The sequence below is a fragment of the Sandaracinus amylolyticus genome, from assembly GCF_000737325.1.
GTDB classification, from domain to species: domain Bacteria; phylum Myxococcota_A; class Polyangia; order Polyangiales; family Sandaracinaceae; genus Sandaracinus; species Sandaracinus amylolyticus.
The window spans coordinates 8,351,660-8,370,158 of the sequence record NZ_CP011125.1 but is presented as its reverse complement, the minus strand read 5'-3'; the positions used below and the strand labels follow the sequence as shown (position 1 = coordinate 8,370,158).

The following is an 18,499-nucleotide window of genomic DNA, read 5'->3' as shown; positions in this document are numbered from 1 at the left end:
CCCATGAATCGACTACGATCTCGCGCGCCAGATGGCCGAAGGCCCCGAGGAGCAGACCGCACGCGCCAAGCGGCTCATCGCCGAGCGCAATTACGACGAGGCGATCCGCGTCAGTCGCAGGGCGCTGCTCACGCGCCCGGACCTCGTCGAGGTGCGCCTGCTGCTCGGTCAGGCGCTGCTCGTCACGGGGCGATACGAGCAGGTGCGCGTCGAGATGATGGCGCTCGCGCGCAAGCATCCGAACGTCGCGGAGCTGCATCGGATCCTCGGCGAGGCGTACCTGCGCGCCGGGCAGACGGCGAAGGCGAAGGAGTCGCTCCGCCGCGCGGTCGAGCTCGCGCCGAACGACGCGATCGCGCGCGACCTGCTGCGCGAGGCGGTCGACGAGGAGAGCCCGCTCTCGCACACGATCGAGCGCTGGTTCGGCGAGGACGGGCCGAAGACGGTCGAGCAGGAGCTGCCGCCGCACTTCGACGACACGACGCCCGCGCCGGCGTCGCCGCGGGTGCGCACCGCGCCGAGCGAGCCCTCGGTGCAGGTCGATCCGTCGCTCGCCGAGGAGGCCGCGGCAGCGGCGAGGGCCGCGGCGAAGCCGGCGGAGCCCAAGGCGCCCGCGGCGCGTCCGGCGCGCAAGCCGACGATGATGGGCATGGGCGCGATGTCCGTGCCGCGCGCGCCGGTGGCGCCGCGTGCAGCGCAGCCCGCCGCGCCGGTCGCCCAGCGCAGCGTGTCGCCGCAGGGCGCGGTGCCTGCCCAGGGTGCGGTGCCTGCCCAGGCGACGGTGCCTGCCCAGGCGACGGTGCCGGCGCGGGTCGGGCGCTCCGCGCCGCCGCCGCCGCGCGCGAGCATGCCTCCGCCGCCGATGACCGCGCTCCCGCACGTCGGCGACGCGGGCCCGACGCAGCCGATGCCCGCGCTGCGCAGCTTCGCGCGCCCCGCGGAGGGCGGCGGGCTGCGGGACGCCGAGACCGTCGCCCACGGACGCGCGCGACGCGCGATCGACGACGATCCGCCCACCGACGAGATCGCGCTCGAAGAAGAGCTGCGCGTGCCCGGCGCGCGCTCCGATCGCGATCACGACGAGCCCGACGAAGAGGACGAGGACGACGCGCCGACGCTGCTCGGTCGTCGACCCGACTCGCTCGCGCCGCCTCCGGCGTCGCGTCCTCCTGGGTCGCATGCACCGGTCGCGTCGCATGCCCCGGTCGCGTCGCATGCCCCGGTCGCGTCGCGTCCTCCCGTGGGCGCGCATGCTCCCGTCGCATCTCCCGCCGCGCCGCGCTCGGTCCCGCCGCCCGCGGCGCCGCCGCGCGCCGCGCCTCCGCCGTCGGCGCCTCCGCCCGCACGTCCGTCGCGCCCGCCGGAGATGCTGCGCCCCGCGCTGCGCTCGGCGCCGCCGCCGGCGATCGTCCCGCCGCCCGAGGAGCTGACGTCGTCCGAGACGCTCGTGCGCGACGCGGGCGTCGCGCGTCCGTTCCTCGGCGGCCGTCCTCCGCTCGACGGCGCGCAGCCCGAGCCGCCGACCGATCCGCGGCGCGTCGACCCCGCGCCGATCCGGACGCCGCAGATCCCGATCGACGTGCGCGCGCAGGTGACGACCGAGTCCACGCGGCGCCGCCCTGCGTCGATCGCGCGGATGGTCGTGCTCGTCGTGCTCGGGCTCCTGGTGGTCGGGCTCGCGGGCATCGGGGTCCGCACGTACCTGCGGCGCGGCGGTGATGCCGCGATCCGCACCGCGGCCGCGCAGGCGAGCAGCGATGGACGCCGCACGAGCGTCGAGCGCGCGATCGCGACCATCGACGTGGAAGGTGCCGACGAGCCGTGGCGCATCGCGCTGCGCGCGCGCTTGCTCGCGACGCTCACGCTCGAGCACGCGCAGGATCGCGCGACCGAGGTCGAGGTCGAGCTCTCCCGCCTCGAGCGCGAAGGCGCGGCGCTGCCCGATGCGCGCATCGCGCGCAGCTTGTTGCTCGTCGCGCAGGGGCGCGGGCCCGATGCGCTCGGCGTGCTGAGCGGGCTGCCGGCGAGCGGCGAAGAGCTCGCCGAGGCGTTCCGTGCGCGCGCGTGGGCCGCCGCGTCGGCCGGGCGAGTTCCCGAGGCCGAGGAGTCGGCGCGACAGGCGCTCACCGTGCGTCCCGGCGCGTCGCGTCACGCGGCGATGCACGCGGTGCTGCGCTTCGCGGCCGGTGATGCGTCGAGCGCGCTGAGCGTGCTCGACTCGGTGCCGAACGGCGCGACCTCGCCGGCGGTGCGCGTCGCGCGCGCGCGGGTGCTCCTCGAGAGCGGTGGCGATCCCGTGCGTGCGGCGGCGGAGGCCGACGCGGTGCTCACCGAGCTCGCGCCGAGCGCGACGCCGGTCGAGCTCGGCTGGGCGCACCTCGTGCGCGCGCGGCTCGCGGCGCGTCGCGGCGCGCAGGCCGAGGCGCGCGCGTCGGCGCTCGAGGCGGCGTCGCGCACGCCGGCGTTCGACGAGGGCTATGGGCTCAGCGTCGTCGAGACGCTCCTCGAGGCCGAGGCGCCGAACGACGCGCGCGAGGCGCTCGCGCGGTTGCCTTCGAGCCCGGTGGATCCCACGCGCCGCGCGATGCTGGTCGCGGAGGTCGCGCTGGCGTCGAACGATCTCGCGGGCGCGGAGACCGCGCTGATGTCGGCGGGCGCGGGCGCGCACGCCGAGCTGCTGCGAGCGCGCGTGGCCGAGGCGCGCGGCGAGCTCGACACCGCGCGGCAGCTCTACGATCGCGCGGCGGGCGACCCGCGCGAGGCGCTCGAGGCGCGCACGCGATCCGGCGCGGTGCTGCTCCGGATGTCGCGTCCGCGCGAGGCGCGCGCCCAGCTCGATCACGCGCTGCGCCTCGCGCCGGCGGACGTGCGCGCGGTCGCGCTCTTCGTGCGCGCGGCGCTCGCGACCGGCGACGCGGCAGCGGCGGAGACCGCGATCCAGGCGGCGCTCGCGCATCGTCCCGACGCGATCGAGCTCGTCGCGGCGCGCGGCTCGGTGCTGCTCGCGCTGGGGCGCGTCGACGAGGCGCTCGCAGCGCTCCAGCGCGCGTGCGAGGTGCGCCCCGAGGATGCGGAGCTGCGTGCCGAGCTCGGCGAGGCCGGGCTGCGCGCGGGCCGTCGCGACGTCGCGGCGGCGGCGTTCCAGGAGGCGCTGCGGCTCTCGCCGGGGCTCGCGCGAGCGCTGGTCGGCTCGGCGACGCTCGCGATCGACGACGCACGCTTCGACGAGGCGAGCGCGTCGATCGAGCAGGCGACGCGCGCGGGCGCGGCGCCGCTCGATCTCGCGAGGCTGCGCGCGGAGCTGGCGGTGGCGCGCGGGCTCGGGCACGGCGCGATCGCGGCGATCGAGCCGGTGGTCGAGGAGAACCGGCGCGACGGACCGCTGCTCGCGGCGCTCGGTCACCTGCACGCGCAGGCGGAGGACGACCGCGAGGCGCGGGACCTCTACACGCGCGCGGTACGCGCCGACGACGACAACTACGAAGCGCTGCTCGGACGCGCCGGCGTCGAGATGCGGCGCGGCGATCTCGGAGGCTCGGCGCGCTCGATCGATCGCGCGGAGCGCGCGGGGCGTCAGCGCGGCGCGTCGACGTCGTTCTTCGCGCGGGTCTCGGTCGCGCGGGCGCGGCTGCGCTACGAGGTCGGTGATCTCGACGAGGCGCGCCGGCTCGCGCAGCAGGCGATCACGGCGGACCCGAAGTGCAGCGAGGGGCACCTGCTGCTCGCGAACGTCGCGATCGAGCGCAACGAAGATCCGATCCCGCACTTCCGCTCGGCGATCGCGGGCACGCGCGTCGCGCCGGAGGCGGTGGGCCGCCTCGCGATCCGCCTCGAGCGCGGCGACGAAGCGTGCACGCTCGCGCGCCGCTACGTCGACGCCTCACCCCGCGGCTACGACCGCGACGAGGTCGACGGCGTGCTGCGCCGATGTCGCTGATCGAGTCGCACGCCGGCGTCGTCTGCGGCACGAACCGCGACGACCTCGCGTCGTTCGTGCGGGTGCGCGCGCAGCGCGCTCGGACGCTCGTGATGCTGGCCGAGGGCCACACGTGTGGCTGGACGAGCGGCGCGCACGAGATCGCGTCGCCGGTGCTCGATGGTGTCGAGCAAGCGCTCGACGCCGAGCAAAGCGCGCCGATCGAGTCGCTCTTCGCGTCGGCGCGCACCGCGTTCTACGAGGCTGCGGTGCCGTATCCCGAGGACGACGACGTCGGCGGTCCCGCAGCACAGCTCACCATCGTCGAGCTGCGGCCAGGGCGCGCGCGCATCGCGCGTCGCGGCAACCTCGACGTGAGCGTGATTCGCAGCGAGGAGCTCGTCGAAACGCCCAGCCCCGGCACGTTCGGGGACTGGATTGACCGCGCTGCGTTGGGCCCGCCGCACGTGCGCGAGCTCGATCTCGTGAGCGGCGATCTGGTGGTGCTCTCGGGGCGCTGGGTGACGTTCCGGCTCGCGATCCCGCCCTTCGACATCGACGAGCTCACGCGCGCGCTCACCGCGCTCGCGCCGCTCGCGCACGACGCACGTGCGTTCGTCGGTGCCGCGCTCGCGCGATGGAGCGACGACGCACGCGCGACCAAGCCCAGCGGTCCGCCGCCGAGGTTCGTGCTCGCGGCCACGCCTGCGCGCTGAGCACGTCGGCTGCTAGGCTGTCGTCATGGCCACGGCGCCGCGCGCGAAGCTCACGTACGCCGAGTACGTCGCGCTCGAATCGAAGGGGGACGTGCGCCACGAGTACCTCCGCGGCGAGGTCTGGGCGATGGCGGGCGGAACGCCCGAGCACGGGCGCATCCAGGTCGCGCTCGCGGCGGAGATCCGTCGTGCGCTCGGGCGGCGACCGTGCGTGGTCCTCTCGTCGGACGTTCGGGTCCGCATCGATGCGTCGGACCGCACCACGTATCCGGATCTCTCGGTCGTGTGCGGGAAGCGCGAAACGTCCGCGATCGACCCGCACGCGATCACGAACCCGGTCCTGATCGTCGAGGTGCTCTCGGAATCGAGCGAGCGCGCCGATCGCGGCGACAAGTTCGCCCACTACCGCCGTCTGAGCTCGCTCCAGGAGTACGTGCTCGTCGCGCAGGACGCGCCACGCATCGAGGTCTTCCGGCGCAGCGAGGCAGGCTGGGTGCTCACCGAGGCGGGCCCCGGCGAGCAGCTCGTGCTCACGTCGATCGACGCGACGATCGCCGTCGACGACGTCTACTTCGACCCGACTGCGTGAAGGATCCGCGCGGCGTGCTCCTCGAAGTAGCGCCGCACCACCGCGCCGTGGATCCACTCCGTCTCGCGCGACACGAGCGCCGTCAGTCGATCGGAGTCGCGAGTCTCGTTCGGAGTCGCGGCGAGCTCGAGCGCTTCGAGCGCGGCGTCGCGCAAGCGGGCGAGGTCGTCGCCGTGGGGCGTGAAGGCAACGATCGCGGCGCGACACTCGGCGAGACGCTCCCCGAGCGCGATGCCGACGCCCCCTGCCTCGCAGCATCCCATCGCGTAAGCGAGCGCGAGGCAGCCGCGCTCGACGTGCTCGTCGCGCTCGTCGAGCGCGAGATACAGCCAGTACGGTGTCTCGAACATCCAGTGCTCGAGATCGTCGAAGAGGAACCCGTACTCGGCCTGCTCGTGGAAGAAGTACGCGATGTCGCGCGCCACCGCGTGCCGTAGCCACGCCGCATCGATCGGCCCCAAGTTTCGGAACGTGCGCACCGCTGGAGTATGATGCGCGCGTGCTCGCCGTCGGCACGCCTGCGCCCGTGTTCGTCGCACGCACGACGCGCGGCGACTCGATCTCGCTGCGCGAGCTCCACGGGCGCATCGTGGTGCTCTACTTCTTCCGGCGCGCGTTCACGCCCAACTGCACCGTCGAGACGAAGGGGTTCCGCGACAACTACGAGGACCTCGTGCAGCTCGGCAGCGAGGTCGTCGGCGTCTCGTGCGACGACTACGCCACGCAGTGCCGCTTCGCGAGCACGCACGACGTGCGCTTCCCGATGATCGCCGACGAGGATCGCAGCATCTCGCGCGCGTACGACGTGTTCTTCCCGATCCTGCCGCTCGCGCATCGCGTCACGTACGTCATCGATCGCGACGGCGTGATCGCGGGCGTGTTCAACCACGAGTTCCAGGTGATCAAGCACCTCGACGAGGTCGTGCGCTTCACGCGCGACCTCGCGATGCGCAGCAAGCTCCCGCCCGCGCGCTGAGCACAGCGATGCAGCCCGGAGAGGCGCGCCGACCGCGAGCGGGTAGGGACCCGCGCGCAGCGCGAGGGGTCGAGAGGGGACGCGCGCCGACCGCAAGCGGGTGGGGACCCGCGCGCAGCGCGAGGGGTCGAGAGGGGAGGCGCGCAGCCTCCCCCGGGACACTCAGTGCGGGATCAGTCCCGCGAAATACGCGGCCGCGGCACCACCTGCCGCGAGCGCGATCGCGATCCCCACGTACACCGCGGCGCTGCTCTTCTTCTGCTGCGGCGGCGCGCTCACGCGCTCCGGCGCCGCGGGCGCGACCCGCTGCTGCACGACCTGCGGCTGCGCGACCGGCTCGGGCGTGGGTCGCGACACGCGCGCCGGCTCGGGCGCGCTCACGCGCGCGGGCGCCGGCTCGGGTACGTCTTCGAGCACCGACGCGAGATCTCCCTCGCCCGCATCCTCGATCCCCGACTCGCGCCAGCCGGGCTCGCTCTTGCTGCTCGTCCCGCGCCCGATCGCGCCGACCACGTCCTCGTCGTCGCTGAACCAGTCCGCCGGGTTCTCGAACGAGCCCGCGTCGAGCGGCTTCGCGCCCTCGCTCAGATCTCCCGCGAACCCCGCCTCCGGCGAGAGCCCGGCCGCGCCCGGCGCGTTCGGCGCGAGCGGATCGCTCATGTCGTCGAGCGACGTGAAGCGCAGCAGCTCTTCCTGGATCAGCCGATCGATGATCGACGCCTCGCGCGGCCCGCCGGTCTTCGCCGCCTTCTTCGCGTCGATGACGCCCTTCACGAGCGTCGCGATGTCGAACGAGTTCACCTTCAGCTGCTTGCCGAAGAGGTACCCGCTCAGCGCGTCGCCCATCTCGCGCGCGGTCTGGTAGCGCTCCTCCTTGTTCCTCGCGAGCGCCTTGCCGAGCACCGTCTCGAGGTCCGCGTCGACCTCGGGGTTCAAGCGCGCGAGCGACGGGATGTTCGCCTGCTGCACGAGCTTGACGGTCTGGTAGTCGGTCTCGCCGAGGAAGAGACGACGCCCCGCGAGCATCTCCCAGAGCACGATGCCGAGCGCGAAGATGTCGGTCCGCGCGTCGACCGGCTCGCCCATCGCGGCCTCGGGCGAGAGGTACGAGAACTTGCCCTTCACGACGCCGGGATCGGTCTTCTCGAGCTGCGTCGTCGCCTTCGCGAGGCCGAAGTCCGTGACCTTCACCTCGCCGCGCTTGCTGAGCAGGATGTTCGGCGGCGAGATGTCGCGATGGACGATGTGCAGGTCCTCGCCCTCTTCGCTCTGCAGCTCGTGCGCGAACGAGAGGCCCGCGCACGCCTGGAGGCACAGATAGACCGCCTCCTTCACGCCGATGCGCCGGCCCTGCTGCCGGTACTGCTCGATGACGGTCTTCAGATTGCAGCCGTCCACGAACTCCATGACGATGAAGTACGTGTTGTCGGCCGCGCCGATATCGAACACCGTCACGATGTTCGCGTGCGTGAGGCGCGCACCGAGCCGCGCCTCGTCGAGGAACATCGAGATGAAGTTCTTGTTCTGCGCGAGGTGAGGCAGAACGCGCTTGATCGCGACCTGCTTCTTGAAGCCCTGGACGGAGAGCGACTCGCCCTTGAACACCTCCGCCATGCCTCCGGCTTCGAGGCGCTCGGTGACGCGATATCGCTGCTCTGCGGCCATGAACTCCTCGCGCGCCCCGCACGGCTCTCATGGTCGTCGAGCGGGCGCGATCGCCCCGTGATCCGGGGTCGAGGCGCGATTGTAGGAACGCACGTGAAATACAGCAAGCAATGCGTGAGACACGGCGAATCCCTTGGAATTGAAGGTGTTCGGAGCGCCTTGACCGGAGCCGTTCGGGCGGCTTGACTGACGCCCGGTGACACGCCCGGTGCTGCTCGCTCCCTCGATCCTCTCCGCCGACTTCGCGCGGCTCGGAGAGGAGGTCCGCGCCCTCGACGCTGCCGGCGCGGACTGGATCCACGTCGACGTGATGGACGGTCGTTTCGTCCCGAACATCACGATCGGACCGCCGGTCGTCGCGGCGCTGCGGCGCATCACGAAGTCGCCGCTCGACGTGCACCTGATGATCGTCGAGCCGGAGCGCTGGGTCGATGCGTTCGCGGAGGCGGGCGCCGACGTGATCACGGTGCACGCCGAGGCGAGCATGCACCTGCACCGCACGCTCCAGGCGATCCGCGCGGCCGGGAAGAAGGCCGGCGTCTCGCTCAACCCGCACACGCCCGAGGACGTGCTGCGCTACGTGATCGGCGAGCTCGATCTCGTGCTCGTGATGAGCGTGAACCCGGGCTTCGGCGGGCAGTCGTTCATCCCCGAGGTGCTCCCGAAGATCGCGAAGCTGCGCGCGATGATAGACGCGTCGGGCAAGGACGTGCGGCTCGAGGTCGACGGCGGCATCAAGGTGGGCACCGCGTCGCGCGTGGTCGCGGCGGGCGCCGACGTGCTCGTCGCGGGCAACGCGGTGTTCGCGGGGGGCGACTACGCGCGCTCGATCGCGGCGCTGCGCGCGGACGCGTCGAAAGGTTCTCTGTGAGCCAGGAAACGAACCCCGCTCTCACCACCATCTTCGTCGAGGATCGCGCCACCAAGCGCCGCTTGCGCAAGGCGCGGCTGGTCGTGTCGGAAGGGCCCGATCGCGGCAAGGATCTCTCGATCGAGCGCGAGCGCATCACGGTGGGTCGCAGCGTGATCTGCGACATGGTGCTCGCGGACAAGGCGGTGAGCGGCACGCACTTCGAGGTGGTCGCGAACGAGCAGGGCTTCCTGCTGCGCGACCTCGACTCGACGAACGGCACGTTCTGCGGCGCGTCGGCCTCGAGCGAGGCGCTGCGCGTCCGCGAGGTCTGGATCAAGCCGGGCGCGACCATCCGCGTCGGTCAGACACAGATTCGCTTCGAGCCGGTCCAAGGGACCGTGGACATCGATCTCTCGAGCGACGACCGCTTCTTCGAGCTCGTCGGCAAGAGCGTGCGGATGCGCGAGATCTTCGCGACGCTCGCGAAGGTCGGTCCCACCGAGCTCACCGTGCTGATCCGCGGCGAGACCGGCACCGGCAAGGAGCTCGTCGCGCGCGCGATCCACCGCGCATCGCGCCGCACGTCGTCGCCGCTCGTGGTGCAGGACTGCTCGGCGATCCCGAAGGAGCTGATCGAGAGCACGCTGTTCGGCCACGAGCGCGGCGCGTTCACCGGCGCGACCGATCGTCACCGCGGCAGCTTCGAGCAGGCGGACGGCGGGACGATCTTCCTCGACGAGCTCGGCGAGCTCGACCTCGCGCTGCAGCCCAAGCTGCTGCGCGTCCTCGAGAACCGCGAGATCAAGCGCGTCGGCGGTGATCGCACCATCCCGGTCAACGTGCGCGTGGTCGCGGCGACGAACCGCGACCTTCGTCAGATGGTCAACGAGGGCACGTTCCGCGAGGACCTCTACTACCGCCTCAGCGTGGTGCAGATCGATCTGCCTCCGCTGCGCGAGCGCCCGGAGGACGTGCCGCTGCTCGTCGAGCATTTCCTCGCGGACGTCGCGTCGCGACGATGGCCCGGTGAGGCGCGTCGCTTCACGATCACGACCGAGGCGATGACGCGGCTGCAGGCCTATCCGTGGCCGGGCAACATCCGCGAGCTGAAGAACACGGTGGAGCGCGCGGCGTCGCTCGCCGACGGCACCGAGCTCGGCGTGCGCGATCTGCTGCCGAGCTCGCAGAAGACGCCTCCGGTGCCGCTGCCCGGCGGCAACGCCGAGAAGTTCGTCGAGGAGGGCCTGCCGTTCAAGGAAGCGAAGCAGCGCGTGCTCGACGCGTTCGAGGCCTCGTACCTCAAGGCGCTGCTCGACAAGCACGGCGGCAACGTGACGCGCAGCGCGAACGCCGCGGGCCTCACGCGCTATCACCTGCGCGAGCTCGCGAAGCGATACGGCATCCGCGACACCGGCGAGTGACCAGGCCCTGAGCGGGCGAGCCGACTTGGAGCTCTTCACTGCTGCACGAGCGCAGCGGGCGCGAAGTGTCGCTCTGCCGCGCTCCGATGCACCGTCGACGGCAGCCAGTGGCAGCCCTCGCCCTGGCACACGAGCACGTACGTCGCGCGCACGCCGCAGCCCACGACGCCGCGGCTCGACGCGCCGAGCGTGACGACCTCGAGATCCGCGACCGGGCACTCGAGCTCGAAGCTCGCGCGGATCGCGAGATCGTCGATCGTGATCCACTCGCACGCGCGCGCGCCCTCGCAGACGTTGCGGTACTCACGCTGCGCGCCGCACCCGGCGGCCGCGACGTGCCGGGGACCGAGCTCGACCAACGACGCGCGCTCGCACCCGAGATCGATGCGCGCACGCGCGAGCAGCTGCGCGCGTGTCTCGCCCTGTGCCGCTGGAGGCGCGCTCGATGCGAGCCGTGTCCGCGCTGCGCACCCCGTCAGCACCACGCACGTGATCGCGATCGCCGCGATCACCTCGAGCATCCTTCGTCGCATCGTCGCCTCCCTCGCGAGAGCATCTCACGAACGCACGTCGAGCGTGACCCGCGGGCTCGTTTCGTGCTCGGATCGAAGCGTGGACGTGCTCGTCATCGGCGGCTCTCGCTTCATGGGGAGGCAGCTCGCCGCACGGCTCGTCGCGCACGGCGTGCGCACGACGCTGCTCAATCGCGGGACCCACGACGACGGGCTCGGCGCGAGCGTGACGCGCCTCGTCGCGGATCGCACCGACGAGCGCTTCGATCGTGCGCTCGCGGGGCGTCGCTTCGACGCGGTGATCGACTTCGCGGGCTACACCGGGGACGACCTCACGCGCGCGGTGCGCGTGCTCGAGGGCAGGGTGGGGCACTACCTCTTCGTGAGCACCGGACAGGTGTACCTGGTGCGCGAGGGATGCCCTTCACCGTCGCGCGAGGAGGACGCCGACGGTCCGCTGATCGCACAGCCCGAGGACGCGCTCGATCGCGAGGAGCACGCGTACGGCGTCGGAAAGCGCGAGGCCGAAGCCGTGCTCGCGCGCGCGCACCACGAGAGCGGGTTCCCCGCGACGTGCGTGCGCATCCCGATGGTGCACGGCCCGGGCGATCCCCACCGGCGCATCGAGCGCGTGATCGCGCGCGTGCTCGACGGAGGGCCCGTGCTCGCGCCGCGCGCCCACGCGACGGTGCGGCACGTCCACGCGCCGACGATCGCGTCGATGCTGGTGTCGATGATCGGCGCGCGCCGGACGATCGGTCGCGCGTACAACGTCGCGCCCTCGGAGCCGACGACCGTCGGCGCGTTCCTCGGGCGCATCGTGCGTCACCTCGGGAGCGACGCGCCGGTCGTGCCGGTCGACGACGTGATGCTCGCGCGCTACGGGCTGCGCGCCGAGGACGTGTGCCCGATCGGCGGGCGATGGATGTCGGTGCTCGATCCCACGCGCGCGGTGCGCGAGCTCGGGCTGGTGCATCCCCCGGCCGACGCGTGGTTGCCCGGCGTGATCGACGCGGTGATCGCGACGATGGGCCGCGAGCCGCTGGCCGAGCTGGCGCATCGTGATCGGGAGCGGGCGCTCCTCGCGCAGCTGCGTCCCTGATGCGTGCGCCAACTCGGTTGGCGCGGTCGCGTGAGGTGAAGGCGTCGAATGCGCGCGGAACCGCACGTCACGCCAACTCGGTTGGCGCGCGGAGGAACGCGTGCGGCGGCGTTCCGCACGCGCTCCGGCGCAGGCGCGCTCGTTGCTCGGTGCGCGCGCATGCGTCGACGACCAGCGATCCTCTTGGTGTTGGCCCTCCTCGGGGCCTGCGGGAACGAGATCGAGCACACGACGCTCGAGGGCTGCCGCGTGATCGAGACACGCGACCAGATCGGCGCGAGCTCGCCGCGCGGCCTCGACGTCGTCATCGCCGTCGACTCCTCGCCCGCGAGCGCGCCGCTGCGATCGGCGCTCGCCACGCGCGCTGCGTCGATCGCGCGATCGGTGCTCGCGCGCGCCGAGAGCGGTGACCTGCGCCACCTGACGCGCGACGTGCGGTTCTCCGTGATCGGCGGCGATCTCGGGTGCGGTGCGACGCCGAGCGAGCTCCCGCGCGTCCGCACCGCGCCTTCGAGCGGCGCGCCCGCGGCGTGCGCCGCGGAGTACGCACCGCAGCAGGAGTGGCCCGCGCAGAGCGCCGACGACGTCGCGAGCGCGATCGAGTGCCTCGCGTGGGCGACCGACACGTGCGACGCGCAGCGTCCCATGCTCGCTGCGCTCGACGCGATCAGGCTCGTCGAGGGCGTCCGCCGCCGAGGCTCGGCGCTGCTCGTCTACGTCGTGAGCGCGGTCGACGAAGCGCCCGGTCTCGAGGCTGAGGAGATCCGACCGCGCGTCGCGATGCTCTCGCCGTTCACGTTCGAGCTCGGCGTGGTCGCGGGCGTGCCCACCGACCTCGACCCGCTCGCGGATCCCGGCGCGATCACCGCGGCGCTGGCCGACCCGCGCTTCGACGGCGGTGCCGCGTGCGGGATCGCGGGCGCGAGCGTGCCCACCACGCCGCGGCTCCTCGCGCTCGCTGCGGAGGTCGGCGTCGCCGGGTTCGAGTCGGCGTTCGCCAGCTCGGTCTGCGCGGCGGTCCCGCCCGCAGCGACGAGCCTGGGCGGGCTCGGGCTCTCGAGCATCTGCCTCGCGCGCGAGCCGTCGATCGATCCGCTCACGTCGCTGCCGCGATGCACCCTCACGGAGCGCCCCGTCGACGAGGTGTCCGCCACGCCGTGCGCCGGCCGGCCCGGCCGCGATCCGGTGCCGGTCGCGATCGACGAGGACGGGCGCGAGACGTGCGCGATCCTGCAGGTCGCGACGGAGGACGACGACGGGGTCTTCCTCGGTGCGTCGCCCGAGCTCTGCGGGGATCGGCCTGCGCTCCAGCTCAGGGTGCCGCTCGAGCGGAGTGTGGTGCTCACGGTGCGGTGCTTCACGCAGCTCGACTCGACGCCCGGCTGCCAGTGAGACCTCACAAGAGGTGGTGAGGGCGCATCAATTCGGTCTGGGTCTCGTGCGACAGAGCACGCTCGTCGCCGCTCGTGGTCGCCGTATCATGGGCGCCGACGGCCGACTCTTCCGCGCGGGGAGCGTCGGTCGATCGTGACGAACGCCGCCGCGCGGACGGCCCAGAGCGGGACGAGGAGACGATGCGCTTGCCTCGACGGATCGATCCACAGACCTTCGCGACGCGGGCGTTGTTGCTGCTCGCCATGAGCGCGCCGCTCGCTGCGTGCGGCGACGACGACGACGGCGCTCCGACCATCGACGCGTCGACCGACGGCGGTCACGACGCGAGCACGGGCACCGACGCGGGCGCGACCGACTCGGGGGCGTCCGATGCCGGCAGCCCCGACTCCGGCAGCTTCGACGCCGGCACCGACGCCGGCATGCCGGACGCGGGCCCGCCCGACTCGGGGGTGCACGACCCGGCTCCTCCGTTCCGCAACCCGGTCGCGCTGCCCGACGCGGAGCTCGCGACCGAGGCGCTCCGGATCCTCGGCGCGCCCCAAGCGGGCGGCTCGGGATCGTGCGCCTCGTGCCACTCGATGACCCGCGCGCGCATCCGCGAGTGGCAGGCGATGACCGACTTCGCGTGGGGCGCGTGCTTCACCGATCTCGAGGTGCGCACCGTCGCGTCCGCGCGCGCGGTGGTCGACTGCCTGCGCGAAGGCGCGGCGACCGACGAGTACGAGGCCGACGCGGTCGGCGTGCTCGCCGGCGCGGCGCGGCTCGACTGGTACCCGTTCGTGTTCGAGCGCGCGCTCGGGCCGGGGTGGGAGGCGTCGTACGACGCGTTCGTCGCGCAGGCGGGCATGCCGATCGAGCCCGCGACGCACACGCCGTTCACCCAGGCGGAGTTCGACGTGGTCGCGGAGTGGTTCCTGCGCGGCGTGCCGAACGTCGAGGCGGTGCTGCCGCAGGATCCTCCGCCCGACGTGTGCCGGCCCTCCGCGACGCCCGCGGTCGCCGCGCACGTGGCCGAGATGACCGCGACCGGCTGGGGCGCGATCAACCGCGACAACGGGCTCCTGATGCACGGCTGCGCGGGCGCGGCGTCGCCGCGCGACTGCTTCGCGACGGCGCCGCGCGTGACCGCGTGGGAGGTCGCCGGGGCGGGCTCGTTGCGCTGGCTCTACGCGTACTCGAGCCGCTCGTCGTTCTGGACGCGGAGCTCCGCGGACGGTCGCTTCGTCGCGCACGGCGGCGGCGACGGCGGTCGCAGCACGTTCATCGATCTCCAGGAGAACCGCGTCATCGGCGCGAACGCGAGCTACGACCCGTCGTTCTTCCCGGACAACAGCGGCTTCGTGTTCCAGGGCGGCGGCGCGCACTTCTGCGAGCAGAGCGTGCTGACGACGGGCTCGCCCACGACGATCACGTTCAACGAGCCGCAGTGCGAGACGAACGGCGTCGTCGGGCTCTACGAGCACGTCGGCGCATCGCTCGGCGGCGGCGACTACTGGGCGGTGCACGGCGACTTCACGAGCGACAACGGCCACGGGCCCGACCCGTGGGCGTCGTTCTCGGTGTCGACGACGACGAGCTTCACGAGGCTCGTGAACGACGGCAGCGGGTTCGCGGCGCGCGAGACGATCGACGTGAGCACGCCGTACGAAGGAGACGCGGTGATCTCGCCGTCGTCGCGCCTCGTCGTGACGCGTGTCGGCTCGGGCGGGCAGCAGCACGGGTTCGTGCTCCGCCGCGTCGACGCGCGACGGAGCCCCGACGGAAGTTGGTCCGCGACGGCGCCGGTGATCGGCCGCTACTGCATCAACGGCGGCAAGCCTGCGATCTCGTTCGACGAGCGGTGGATGGTCCTCCACCACTACGAGGCCGATCGCGCCGACGCGTGGCTCGTCGATCTCGTGACCGGGCAGACGACGCGCATCACCAACATGTCCGCGGGGTACTACGCGCTCTTCCCGCACTTCCGCTCCGACGGGTGGATCTACATCGTCGTGCGCGGCGAAGGTCGGGAGCAGGTCGTCGCGAGCGACGCTGCGCTCGTGCTCGCGCCGTGAGGGCGCGCGTCGCGCTGCTCGCGCTCGTGATCGCGGGCTGCGAGCGCGCGCCGGCGCCCCCGCCGCCTCCGAGCTGCGAGGAGGTGGGCACCGCGATCGAGGCGGCGACCGCGCCCGATCGGCACCTGCTCGGCCACGCGTCGCCGTACCCCGCGGACGCGTCGCTCCGAGATCGCGCGGAAGAGCTCGCGCGCTCGCAGCGCGCGCGTCGTGCGGCGGCGTGGGACGCGCTCGCCCGGGTGCTGCGCCCGGTCGAGCTCACCGAGCCCACGCCGGCCGAGGGCGCGCGCGTGCCGCGCTTTCGCACCTGGTACGACAGCGAGGACTTCGCGCGTCTCTTCCGTCATGCGTACGAGGTCATGGGGCCCGCGGGGCGCGCGAGCCGCGCGCGCTTCGACGAGGCCGCGCTCGACGCGGCGATGGGATGGAACGTCGATCTCGTGACGACGCTCCCGACGTGGCCCGCGTCGCGATGGGCGGAGTACGTCGCGGCGCTCGAGGACGACGCGGCCGTCGCGGGGATCGGCGGCGTGCGGCGCATCGCGCTCAGCCCCGACGCGGCGCGCCACGTGATGACGAGCTACCCCGAGGTGCTGCGCTGTCTCGACGAGGGCGCGCCTCCCGCGCTCGCGGGTGTGCCCGCCGACACCACGCAGCGGCTCGCGCGCGAGGCGATCTCGATCGAGCGATGCGGCGCGAGGACGATCGGACCGTTCTCGGTGGCGCGCGGTGGGACGCTGCGCGCGCGTCTCGACGGCGAGCAGCTCGAGGGCGCGGAGCTCGTGGTCGGCTCGTGCACCGGCACGACGGAGTGCGAGGTCGAGGGGCCGGGCTCGTTCTTCGTGACGGTGAGCGCGGACGAGGAAGGCCTCGACGCGATCGTCGACGTCGAGCGGACCGAGCCCGCGATGCCGCTCACGGCGTGCCTCGACGGTCCGTTCCCGCTCGCATCGGCGACCGTCGCGCTCGAGTGGAGGCGCGTCGAGCCGGAACGACCGCTGGCCGTCTACGACACGTCGGCGCAAGGCCTCGCGCGCAGGCTCGCCGAGGGCGAGGACGCGACGTGGGGCGCGGGTGACGCGACCGCCGAGCCCGGCGACGACGTCATCTACACGATGCGGCTGCCCACCGGCGCCGTGTTCCGGCTCGCGGGCATGCACGTGCGCACGCGCGAGCTCGATCACTGGCTGAACATCACGATGTGGTGGTCGGATCGGCCGGACGAGGACTTCGGCGCCGATCGACCCGACGCCATCCGCGCGCTCGGCGGCCCGTGGTCGAGCTACAAGATGTGCGTCGCGGTCGAGTTCGACGAGCGCGACCCCGATCCGCGCGGCGGGCTCGATGGCAGCCTCGGCGCGGCGCTCTCCGCGGTGCACACGGGCGAGGGTGGTCCCTCGTGGTGCTCGAACCCGTACATCGATGCCGGGCCCGGGCTCGTGCGCTCGAATTGCGTCGGCTGTCATCAGCACGCGATGAGCGGCGTGCGACCTTCGGACGTCGCGCGCGACGAGCGGATGTTCCCGGAGCACGGCCGCGCGCTGGTGCGCGACAACTTCCCCGCGGATCAATTCTGGGGGCTCGACGGCGGCGACGATCTCGCGGCGGTGATCGCCGAGACCGTCTCGTACTGGGACGCGCAAGAGTAGGCCGCGCTCCGGCGATCACGGCATACTCGGCGCGATGCGTCGGGCGTCGATGTGCGCGGTCGCGATCGCCATCGCCTTCGTGGCGCTCGCGCGCGCGCAGTCGACGCCGCTCGCGATCCCGGCGCGCTCGCTCGAGGTGGTCGCGAGCGGGGTGACCATCCGCGCCGCGCCATCCACGCGCGCTGCGCGACGCGGCACGGTTCGCGTGGGCACGCGCCTTCCGGTCCACGCGCGCGTGCACGGCGAAGGGTGTCCCGGCGGCGACTGGTACCGCGTCGGCGACGATGCGTTCGTGTGCAGCTCGCTGGTGCGACCGAGCGCGGAGACGCCAGGGGGCGAAGAAGTGCCGGTGGTCGCCCCGGGCTCGCTCCTGCCGCGCGCGTACGCGTTCGTCGGCGTCGACGGGACGTGGGCGTATGCGCGGCCGAGCGACTACTTCCTCGACGACTGGACCGAGTCGCTGGGCCGCGGGTTCGGCATCGCGATCACCGAGGTGCAGCGCTACGAGGGCGTGACGTTCGTGCGCAGCCTCGGCGGGCTCTGGGTGCCCGACGACCAGCTCCGTCGCGCGCGCGGCAGCGACTTCGAGGGCGTCGAGCTGCAGGGCGCGCTCGACGTCGCGTGGGTCGCGCGCGAAGGCGCAATCGTGCGCGCGTGGGATGGCCGCCGCGCCGGGCGCGAGGTGCGTCGCGCGGGCCGTCGCGAGCGCGTGCACGTGATCGAGGAGCTCGCGCGTGGGCTCGTGCGCATCGACGACGGAGTGATCGCCGCGCGCGATCTGCAGCGACCGCGCGCGACGACGCCGCCCGACGGGCTCGGCGAGGCCGAGCGATGGATCGACGTCGACGTGACGACGCAGACGCTCGTGCTCTACGAAGGCGCGCGCCCGCTCTTCGCGACGCTGGTCTCGACCGGTCGTCCCGGCCCCGGCAGCGACACGCCGACCGGTGTGTTCCGCGTCTGGGTGAAGCTCGCAGAGGACACGATGGACGACCTCGAGCGCACCGATCAGGAGAGCAACTACGCGATCGAAGCGGTGCCCTGGGTGCAGTACTTCGCGGAGGGCGTGGGGCTGCACGCCGCGTTCTGGCACGACGACTTCGGGCGCCGCCGCAGCCACGGCTGCGTGAACCTCGCGCCGCGCGACGCGCGTCGTCTGTTCGCGATCACCGAGCCCGCGCTGCCGCCCGGATGGGACGCGATCCTGCCGACGTCCGCGCGCCCCGGGACGCTGGTCCGGGTGCGCGATTGAGGGCGATCGCGCTCGTCGCGGTGCTGCTCGTCGCGTGCGGGCCCGACGTGCGTCGCGCTCGCGCCGAGCACACCGTCGAGCTCGCGACGCGCGCGATCACGCTCGTCGACGAGACGAGCGGCGGCGAGATCGCGAGCACGCCCGAGCTCACGCGCGCACGCGAGGACGCGGGTCGCTGGCTCGAGCAGAGCGAGCAGGCGGTCGACGCGTGGCCAGGCACGGGATCGCTCGCGTTCGAGACGATGGTGCCGTGCCTCGGTCGCTCGCTCGGCGTGCTGCGCGAGTCGCTCGCGCGGAACACGCGGCCGATCCCCGAGTCGCTGCGCCAGGCCGAGGCGCTCGCGCGCACCGCGACCGAGCGTCGCTGCGCGCGGCGCCGCGCGCGTTCGGAGTAGTCTC

Annotated in this window: 15 protein-coding genes; 12 read left to right on the top strand and 3 right to left on the bottom strand. The window is 73.2% G+C overall.

Annotated features, from left to right (window positions below):
* The first annotated feature begins 31 nt into the window (after positions 1-31).
* Genes DB32_RS35350 through DB32_RS35340 form a run of 3 tightly spaced genes read left to right on the top strand, consistent with a single transcriptional unit; the run spans position 32 to position 5,221 of the window.
* The gene (locus DB32_RS35350; protein ID WP_053237068.1) at positions 32-3,937 is read left to right on the top strand and encodes a tetratricopeptide repeat protein; all 3,906 of its coding nucleotides are present in this window, start codon (positions 32-34) and stop codon (positions 3,935-3,937) included.
* Entirely contained in the window at positions 3,928-4,632 is a 705-nt protein-coding gene (locus DB32_RS35345) for a hypothetical protein (protein ID WP_053237067.1), read from the top strand. The genes DB32_RS35350 and DB32_RS35345 overlap by 10 nt, the downstream gene beginning before the upstream one ends.
* Positions 4,633-4,657: 25 nt before the next feature.
* Positions 4,658-5,221 carry a Uma2 family endonuclease gene (locus DB32_RS35340; RefSeq protein ID WP_053237066.1) on the top strand — a complete coding sequence of 188 codons (564 nt, stop codon included), beginning with the start codon at positions 4,658-4,660 and terminating at the stop codon, positions 5,219-5,221.
* On the opposite strand, the gene DB32_RS35335 is transcribed toward DB32_RS35340, so the two are convergent.
* Positions 5,200-5,700, bottom strand: coding sequence for a hypothetical protein (locus DB32_RS35335; protein WP_157069759.1), 501 nt, complete (start codon positions 5,698-5,700; stop codon positions 5,200-5,202). The genes DB32_RS35340 and DB32_RS35335 overlap by 22 nt on opposite strands.
* A 20-nt stretch (positions 5,701-5,720) precedes the next feature.
* Here DB32_RS35335 and DB32_RS35330 point away from each other — a divergent pair, with 20 nt between their 5' ends.
* The gene (locus tag DB32_RS35330; RefSeq protein ID WP_053237064.1) at positions 5,721-6,197 is read left to right on the top strand and encodes a peroxiredoxin; all 477 of its coding nucleotides are present in this window, start codon (positions 5,721-5,723) and stop codon (positions 6,195-6,197) included.
* Between the two features lie 162 nt (positions 6,198-6,359).
* Here DB32_RS35330 and DB32_RS35325 read toward each other — a convergent pair whose 3' ends face one another.
* A complete protein-coding gene (locus tag DB32_RS35325) occupies positions 6,360-7,862 on the bottom strand; it encodes a serine/threonine protein kinase (protein WP_053237063.1) in 1,503 nt (500 codons plus the stop codon).
* Positions 7,863-8,058: 196 nt separating this feature from the next.
* On the opposite strand from DB32_RS35325, the gene rpe reads away from it, so the two are divergent.
* Together rpe and DB32_RS50095 are read left to right on the top strand one after the other, a co-directional pair.
* Positions 8,059-8,733 carry a ribulose-phosphate 3-epimerase gene (gene rpe / locus DB32_RS35320; RefSeq protein WP_053237062.1) on the top strand — a complete coding sequence of 225 codons (675 nt, stop codon included), beginning with the start codon at positions 8,059-8,061 and terminating at the stop codon, positions 8,731-8,733.
* Positions 8,730-10,136 (top strand): sigma 54-interacting transcriptional regulator, encoded by a 1,407-nt coding sequence (locus DB32_RS50095; protein WP_053237061.1) that lies wholly within the window; start codon positions 8,730-8,732, stop codon positions 10,134-10,136. The genes rpe and DB32_RS50095 overlap by 4 nt, the downstream gene beginning before the upstream one ends.
* Positions 10,137-10,171: 35 nt before the next feature.
* Here the strand turns inward: DB32_RS50095 and DB32_RS35310 are convergent, their stop codons facing one another.
* Positions 10,172-10,669 (bottom strand): hypothetical protein, encoded by a 498-nt coding sequence (locus tag DB32_RS35310; RefSeq protein WP_169791664.1) that lies wholly within the window; start codon positions 10,667-10,669, stop codon positions 10,172-10,174.
* Positions 10,670-10,748: 79 nt separating this feature from the next.
* On the opposite strand from DB32_RS35310, the gene DB32_RS35305 reads away from it, so the two are divergent.
* From DB32_RS35305 to DB32_RS35280, 6 genes are all read left to right on the top strand, one after another.
* On the top strand, positions 10,749-11,750 hold the full coding sequence (locus DB32_RS35305; RefSeq protein ID WP_169791663.1) for an NAD-dependent epimerase/dehydratase family protein: 1,002 nt from the start codon (positions 10,749-10,751) through the stop codon (positions 11,748-11,750).
* Between the two features lie 159 nt (positions 11,751-11,909).
* On the top strand, positions 11,910-13,142 hold the full coding sequence (locus DB32_RS35300) for a hypothetical protein (protein ID WP_157069758.1): 1,233 nt from the start codon (positions 11,910-11,912) through the stop codon (positions 13,140-13,142).
* Between the two features lie 182 nt (positions 13,143-13,324).
* Complete coding sequence (locus DB32_RS35295) at positions 13,325-15,199, top strand: TolB-like translocation protein (protein ID WP_157069757.1); 1,875 nt, start codon at positions 13,325-13,327, stop codon at positions 15,197-15,199.
* Complete coding sequence (locus DB32_RS35290; RefSeq protein ID WP_053237056.1) at positions 15,196-16,848, top strand: hypothetical protein; 1,653 nt, start codon at positions 15,196-15,198, stop codon at positions 16,846-16,848. The genes DB32_RS35295 and DB32_RS35290 overlap by 4 nt, the downstream gene beginning before the upstream one ends.
* 34 nt (positions 16,849-16,882) lie before the next feature.
* Complete coding sequence (locus tag DB32_RS35285) at positions 16,883-18,100, top strand: L,D-transpeptidase family protein (protein ID WP_053237055.1); 1,218 nt, start codon at positions 16,883-16,885, stop codon at positions 18,098-18,100.
* On the top strand, positions 18,097-18,495 hold the full coding sequence (locus tag DB32_RS35280) for a hypothetical protein (protein ID WP_053237054.1): 399 nt from the start codon (positions 18,097-18,099) through the stop codon (positions 18,493-18,495). The genes DB32_RS35285 and DB32_RS35280 overlap by 4 nt, the downstream gene beginning before the upstream one ends.
* Positions 18,496-18,499 lie beyond the last annotated feature (4 nt).

Excerpts from the sequence above, each read along its gene's own strand:
- DB32_RS35350 (WP_053237068.1), top strand. The coding sequence starts at position 32 with ATGGCCGAAGGCCCCGAGGAGCAGACCGCACGCGCCAAGCGGCTCATC.
- DB32_RS35345 (WP_053237067.1), top strand. The coding sequence starts at position 3,928 with ATGTCGCTGATCGAGTCGCACGCCGGCGTCGTCTGCGGCACGAACCGC.
- DB32_RS35340 (WP_053237066.1), top strand. The coding sequence starts at position 4,658 with ATGGCCACGGCGCCGCGCGCGAAGCTCACGTACGCCGAGTACGTCGCG.
- DB32_RS35325 (WP_053237063.1), bottom strand. The coding sequence starts at position 7,862 with ATGGCCGCAGAGCAGCGATATCGCGTCACCGAGCGCCTCGAAGCCGGA.
- DB32_RS35310 (WP_169791664.1), bottom strand. The coding sequence starts at position 10,669 with ATGCGACGAAGGATGCTCGAGGTGATCGCGGCGATCGCGATCACGTGC.
- DB32_RS35300 (WP_157069758.1), top strand. The coding sequence starts at position 11,910 with ATGCGTCGACGACCAGCGATCCTCTTGGTGTTGGCCCTCCTCGGGGCC.
- DB32_RS35295 (WP_157069757.1), top strand. The coding sequence starts at position 13,325 with ATGCGCTTGCCTCGACGGATCGATCCACAGACCTTCGCGACGCGGGCG.
- DB32_RS35285 (WP_053237055.1), top strand. The coding sequence starts at position 16,883 with ATGCGTCGGGCGTCGATGTGCGCGGTCGCGATCGCCATCGCCTTCGTG.